Genomic DNA, 6,392 nt, shown 5'->3' with positions numbered 1-6,392 from the left:
CTGATGACCGATCAGATTTTAGGTAAAACGCCAGCCGAAATCGAGCAGATGGTCGAAACTTTTTCCGACTTGATTATCAAAGGCGATGTTCCTGATGCCGACCGGTTGGGGGATGCAGCTGTGTTAAAAGGGGTTCATCAGTTTCCGGCACGGATTAAATGTGCCACGTTAGCATGGAAAGCAGCTGCGCAAGTTTTGACGCAGAAAGGTAAAACCGATGACTGAGACAAAAAACACTAAAAATAACGAAACTGTTGCGGCGGATATCGACTTTTTACCTGACGAAAATCCCGCTGATTTCAAAGACGATATCAAGCCGGTTTATTCAACTGGGCGTGGACTTACCGAAGAAACGGTGCGGGCCATCTCGGCGGAGAAACATGAGCCGGAGTGGATGCTGGATTATCGGCTAAAGGCGTATGCGACTTACCGTAAGCTGGCAATGCCGAATTTTGGCCCGGATTTGTCGGATTTGGATTTAGATAATATGCTTTATTTCCAAAAAGCGACGGATCGGACGTATCGCGATTGGGATGACGTACCGGACACGATCAAGAAAACGTTCGATCGCCTCGGCGTGCCGCAAGCAGAGCGGAAATATCTGGCCGGTGCCAGTGCGCAGTACGAATCTGAAGTGGTTTACCACAATATGCGCAATGAATTTGAAAAGCTAGGGATTATTTTCATGGACATGGATTCAGCGTTGAAGGAATATCCCGAACTCGTGCATGAATACTTTGGAAAATTAGTTAAACCTAGTGACAACAAGTTTGCGGCACTTAATGGTGCGGTTTGGTCAGGCGGCAGTTTTATTTATGTTCCTAAAGGTGTCCAGACCGATGTGCCGATTCAAAGTTACTTCCGGATCAATGCAGAGAACACGGGGCAGTTTGAACGGACGCTCATCATTGTGGAGCCGGGTGCGCATGTTAACTATGTTGAAGGGTGTACGGCACCGAATTATTCCAGTGACAGCCTGCATGCAGCGGTCGTCGAGGTCTTCGTTAAAAATGATGCCTATTGCCGCTACACGACGATTCAAAACTGGAGCAAGAATGTGTTCTCACTTGAAACCAAGCGGGCTCAGGCGCTTGATAATGCCACGATGGAGTGGGTTGACGGCAATCTTGGCAGTAAGACGACCATGAAGTACCCTAGCGTTTATCTGGACGGCAAAGGGGCACACGGTACGATGCTCAGTATTGCGGTTGCTGGCGAAGGTGTCGATCAGGATAACGGGGCGCGCATGATTCATAATGCGCCGAATACTAGCAGTTCGATCGTCTCCAAATCCATTGCCAAAGATGGCGGGGCAGTTGACTATCGCGGGACAGTTCGGTTTACCAAGAAAGCCGACAACGCTTTTTGTCACGTGGAATGCGATACTATTCTGATGGACGAAAAGAGTTCAAGCGACACCATTCCATACAACGAAATCCATAATTCGACGGTTTCAATGGAACACGAAGCAAAGGTTTCGAAAGTTTCGGAAGAGCAGCTGTATTATTTAATGAGCCGCGGCATCTCTGAAGCTAAGGCGACTGAAATGATTATCATGGGCTTCGTTGAACCGTTTACCAAAGAGTTACCGATGGAATATGCAGTTGAGTTGAATCGCCTCATCGGCATGGAAATGGACGGCTCGGTTGGGTGATGCGATGGTGACGCGGTTTTAATGAGTTTAAAGGCAATGAGGAAAGGCGTTCACCACAGATTGCCCACAGAACAATTGACATACCAACATTGAATAATTTTGGTATGCCTAAAATAAGTCAATCATCAATGCTAGCGTGAATACGCAGCTAGTTAATGATTGGCTGTTTTTTTAAACAAAGTATTAGGAAAGCCTAACTTTTTGTTTTATGATAGATGCGGTACCAAAATGGCAACATTGAGGGGGCTGCTAATGGACAACTATGATAAAGCAAGGAAAGTCTTGCAATCAATGGCGCTATCTAAAATTGCTCAGGAAACTGGCATCAGCATTGGCCGGATCTGGCATTATCGGGATCGCCATGAAGGCATTGAAAAGGCTCCGCCGGCTTATGTGGAGCGAATTGCGCGTCTGTATCGCAAAAAGCGCGTTTGAGGCGGGCAAAGTTGGGGGACGGGGTAGTAAATGAAAGGAAGTGGCCAACTGTTTTTAAAATAAGGTTTAGGAAGTTAAACATGATGACGTTGTCTTGAGTGAGGAAACTCGGGTAGCTCAGACGGTGTCGGATCGTTCGGGTGGTTGATCCCAACGTCGACAAGACCGCATGGCAAGCGTGATAGCTGCCATGCGGTCTTGTCGTTTTTTGATGTTCTGAGTGAGTGGACGCTATTTAGACACGGGTGCTACAATGGGTGAATGTATGGATTGGCTACGGCTAATCGAATCGCGACTTCTGGGTAGCACATCATGATAAAGCGGCAGGAGGAAGATCATGGCTGAGGACTTGGAACATTTCATTAAAACAATGGCGTTGGGTATTCCAACCATTAAGCCGGATGAGAAGCGGGCTTTTCTAGGCAACTTTCGCGAACGGGTCGCAATGGCGGTGACCATTCGGCAACTCCGCGATGCCCGCATTACGGCGATGCTTGATTCGGTGCTGACGCGCTATCCCGGTTATCGAATCTTTTTGAACGGTCGGATGGGGGAAAGCTTAGTCAATCAATATATGTTGCAAGCGCTGGCGCATCAGTATCCTTTTACAATCATGAATCAACCGGGGATGCGCGTCACCAAGCGTGTGTTGCCAACCGACTTTGGCTGGGTTCTTGCACATCCAACGCAAAAAATCAGTCGTCCGATTTTGTTGTAGAATCAGCAGGCATGGCCACGGGATTGCTTGGCGACAGCAAAATGCACTACAACGCCATTTAGCTTTAAAAGGAGGCCCATTTTGACGCAACTTGATACCATTCAAACCACAGTTCAACAGCTACGGACTTTATTGAATCAAGGTAAAATTTTTGCAACATTGCCGGATATGCTGGGAAAAGTCATTGATAGTGTCGCAACAGAATCAAAAACGCGGGTCAGCGTTCCGCGCGATGATAAAACTGCCATTGCAAAAATTCGTTCCATTCAAAAACGGATCAAACAAACGAGTGATCCGAGTATCACCGATGATGAAATTGCCTTTTTGGTGGCACATTTAGCCAGCACTAAGCCAGCCGTTCGAGATAAAGGCGTTTTTTTCTTATTCAATGATTTATTTCAAGCAGAAGCGTTTACCAATGAGCAAGTCAAGGCGCTTTTTAAACGGTTGCAAGCGCCGGATATTTTGTTCAGTCATATCTTTGAGCCCCAAAACGATGCCGTGTTTCTGCGCAGTTTTGCGGTGATGATTTTGAGCGGTATGATTTATGCCGATCAGAATCGCTATCATATTCTTAGTAAAGCCGATTATCTAGCAACCGTGCAGAATATCGGGACGTATATTCTGCTTGAAAGAGATGGCCGGGGATACGTTGAGACCAAAGGCTGGGCCCATGCATTTACGCATATTGGCAATATGTTGGAAGAACTGAGTCAAGTCGACGTGTTGCCGCGATCGGAGAAAGTTTTCTTGATGGCGGCAGTCGTGGAAGCTTGGCGGCGCATTGAAACGCCGTTAATTTTCGGTGAGGATCATCGAATGGCCTTGTATCTCAGCGGTATCACCAATGTTAACCAGTTTTATAGCGAGACGCTTTTAATGTGCCTCAAGAACTGGCAACATACGCTGGTCAACATTCGGCCGCAGGAATCCTACGCTTTCTGGGTACGGTGGTACAATCGCAATCGCCTGTTGCAGGCACTGACATTACGCGCTGATTTGCCGCAACCGATTACGGATTACATTCAACAGATTGTTGATCTTTTCTGAATGAGAGCGTGAGCTGGCGCGGTTAGAAGTCGGAGTGTAAGTGGCCTCAGGCGTGATGGCCCGATCTTGGCCATTGCGCCTGAGGTCCTTACACGCAGACTTCTGCGCCAGCGAACGCGTTTTAGCAGAAGCCAGTTTTAAGTAAGAGATTGGTATATTTTTTAATCTTACTAAAAGCAGGATGAGGTTGATTCATATGGCCTATGAGTTGTAACAATTTTTGAAGACCTGAGCAATAGAATTATTTATGGTTAAATATAAATAAACAGATATTATAGTATGCTAGTTTTGACATTGTGACCTTTTTCATTATCAAAGCTCAAAATTTAAAAAATTTTTTTACAAAAAAAGAATAAATACCGGTTGTTATTGTTAGCTTTTAAAACCACTTATCCGTATAATTGACACTAGGTTAGGGGGAGACCCCGTGACTTCTATGTTGATTTGTTAAAAGGAACACTGGGGAGTGATAAGTGTGCGAAAGGAGCAGCAAACGCTACGGATTTTGGGGGATAAAGTCCGCTACTATCGTAAGTTAAAAGGCCTATCTCAGGCGGAACTGGCAGCAAATATCTGTACGCAAGCAACGATTAGCCTTATTGAAAAAAGAAATAAGGTTCCAAGCATGAATATTCTGATGCGGCTTATTAGTCGATTAGAGATACAACTTGATGATATTGTTGTCGAACATCATGATCGGATTCAACAACTGCTTAACGCGATTGATTACCAGATTCAGCATCATCAATACGCAGTTGCAGCGGATAATCTGAGCAAGATCCGACTGGATAAGATTAAAAGCGAAGATGATCAAAAGCGTTATTACTATTATCAAGGGATCATTGAGCTATTCAAGAACAACGCACCTGACGAGGCCATTTATTTCTTTGGTCGGGTTTTAAGTCCGCTTGTCAATTCAGAGCGTGATTTATATGCCATTTTGGCAACCCTTGGCTTAGGACTGGCGTATGCGGACAAGCATACCTTTGATCGTTCACGGGTCTACATTGATCAGGCATTACGCATGTTAAAGCATGTGCCGCTGTCTGACAGTAAGTATCTCGATGTTGAACTGACGATCTATTGGCATATTGCGCGTGTATACTACGAACTAAGTGATTTTAAAGCCGTTTTGAAGTATACCGACCATGGTATTCGTGAAGCTGTCAAGCACGATAAGCTTTTTTTGCTTGACGAACTTTATACCTTGCAGGCTCGGGCCTTGAAATTACTCGGTAATCCGGAGGCGCCTAAAAGTTATCAAATCGCCATTGCGTTTGCACAAGTTACCGGTTCCACTGCACTGGCGGCAAGTCTTGCTGCCGAAATGGTGACACAAAAGCCAAACAGCGAAACTGCATAACTGCAAGTTACCGGCAATTGTTTGGTGATCGTCCAAAAAATACCTGAGGCTTTCGTCCTGCATCTGCTGATGTCACTGGCGAAGGTCTCAGGTATTTTAATGTCGTTTATGTGTGGGCCGGGCTCCATTGAATGGTGAGTCGCCAGCTTTGCAGCGGCCATTCCAATTCGGCCTAGCGTTTAATCATCTTGATGTTGCTCAGTCGGTTTTTTGGTGCTTGCCAATGCCGGCTTGTTGGTCAAGTCAGTCCGAACCACGAGGACATCGCATAAGGCGTTCCGCGTGACATATTCGGTGACCGATCCAATCAGCAGACGTTCAACGGCGTTTAAACCAGTTGCCCCAATCATGATCAGATCGATATTTTTAGCTTTGGGGATGTCTCTGGCGATGATTGTTTTTGGCGCGCCGTATTCAATGCTGAAACTGACCTTGTCCAATCCGGCTTTTTTGGCCTGATCGACATAACCTTCCATGGTGCTCTTAGCATTTTCCGTTACTTGTTCGACCATCGCTGAATCAAAGCTGGAAACGTTCTGGAAAGCTCGGGTATCAACGATATGAATAAGAATTAACTCCGCCTGGTTTCGTTTGGCAACCGCAACCGCTTTTTTGAATGCTAACTCGGCTTCATATGAGCCATCGATGGCAACCAAAATATGTTGATATTGTTGTAACATTCCTCATCACCTCTATCTTCATTGTACTTGATTCCACCGGGAAATTAAATGAAAAGCGTTTCACAACTTCATTTGGGTCAGGCTGATAAAAACAAAAACCGTTGCTAAAAACGCGCCAATAACCAAAATAACCAAATTCGCCCACATCGGGAACAGAATCCCGCCAATAATAGCGAGAATGCCGACAAGGGTAAAGAGATAGGCGAAATTCTTGAGAAAACGCGTCATGCCCGGAGACGGTTTTTTGATAATCAGAAAGTTTTGATAGCGATGAAGCCATGTGTAAGCCGCCAGTCCGAACAAGGCGACCGCGTAAATGCACATTAAGATGATTGTCAAAGGATCAGTCCTTCCTAGCTGTTTGCTTATATTATGCCACAGCAGCAAGGAAAAGCGGTTGGCTTTTTAAATATTGCCCCGTAAACGAATAACCCGGTCAAGAACGAGGGGGGGGTGGCAGCGCCGGCACTTGTCTCAGCCGTCCTGCCATTT

7 protein-coding genes and 1 pseudogene are annotated in these 6,392 nt (G+C 45.7%); 6 read left to right on the top strand and 2 right to left on the bottom strand.

The window, feature by feature from the left end:
- The 6 genes and pseudogenes from GSO_RS03080 to GSO_RS03055 form a co-directional block, all read left to right on the top strand.
- A pseudogene (locus GSO_RS03080) lies at nucleotides 1-225 on the top strand (iron-sulfur cluster scaffold-like protein); the annotation flags it as partial.
- Entirely contained in the window at nucleotides 218-1,654 is a 1,437-nt protein-coding gene (sufB, locus tag GSO_RS03075) for a Fe-S cluster assembly protein SufB (protein ID WP_010488843.1), read from the top strand. The pseudogene GSO_RS03080 and the gene sufB, both read left to right, overlap by 8 nt.
- Before the next feature lie 252 nt (nucleotides 1,655-1,906).
- Nucleotides 1,907-2,089 (top strand): hypothetical protein, encoded by a 183-nt coding sequence (locus GSO_RS03070; RefSeq protein ID WP_010488841.1) that lies wholly within the window; start codon nucleotides 1,907-1,909, stop codon nucleotides 2,087-2,089.
- Nucleotides 2,090-2,426: 337 nt separating this feature from the next.
- Complete coding sequence (locus GSO_RS03065; RefSeq protein ID WP_010488839.1) at nucleotides 2,427-2,807, top strand: DUF1694 domain-containing protein; 381 nt, start codon at nucleotides 2,427-2,429, stop codon at nucleotides 2,805-2,807.
- Nucleotides 2,808-2,888: 81 nt separating this feature from the next.
- Complete coding sequence (locus GSO_RS03060) at nucleotides 2,889-3,857, top strand: DUF2785 domain-containing protein (protein ID WP_010488838.1); 969 nt, start codon at nucleotides 2,889-2,891, stop codon at nucleotides 3,855-3,857.
- Nucleotides 3,858-4,332: 475 nt separating this feature from the next.
- Nucleotides 4,333-5,220, top strand: a complete 888-nt coding sequence (locus GSO_RS03055) for a helix-turn-helix transcriptional regulator (protein ID WP_010488835.1) — start codon at nucleotides 4,333-4,335, stop codon at nucleotides 5,218-5,220.
- A 179-nt stretch (nucleotides 5,221-5,399) separates the two neighbouring features.
- Here GSO_RS03055 and GSO_RS03050 read toward each other — a convergent pair whose 3' ends face one another.
- Together GSO_RS03050 and GSO_RS03045 are read right to left on the bottom strand one after the other, a co-directional pair.
- Nucleotides 5,400-5,900, bottom strand: a complete 501-nt coding sequence (locus GSO_RS03050; RefSeq protein WP_010488833.1) for a universal stress protein — start codon at nucleotides 5,898-5,900, stop codon at nucleotides 5,400-5,402.
- Between the two features lie 60 nt (nucleotides 5,901-5,960).
- On the bottom strand, nucleotides 5,961-6,239 hold the full coding sequence (locus tag GSO_RS03045; protein ID WP_010488832.1) for a hypothetical protein: 279 nt from the start codon (nucleotides 6,237-6,239) through the stop codon (nucleotides 5,961-5,963).
- Nucleotides 6,240-6,392 lie beyond the last annotated feature (153 nt).

This window comes from Lacticaseibacillus zeae DSM 20178 = KCTC 3804, from assembly GCF_000260435.1.
Lineage (GTDB): Bacteria > Bacillota > Bacilli > Lactobacillales > Lactobacillaceae > Lacticaseibacillus > Lacticaseibacillus zeae.
Note: the sequence above shows the minus strand (reverse complement) of the source record. Positions and strands in the feature narration are given on the sequence as shown.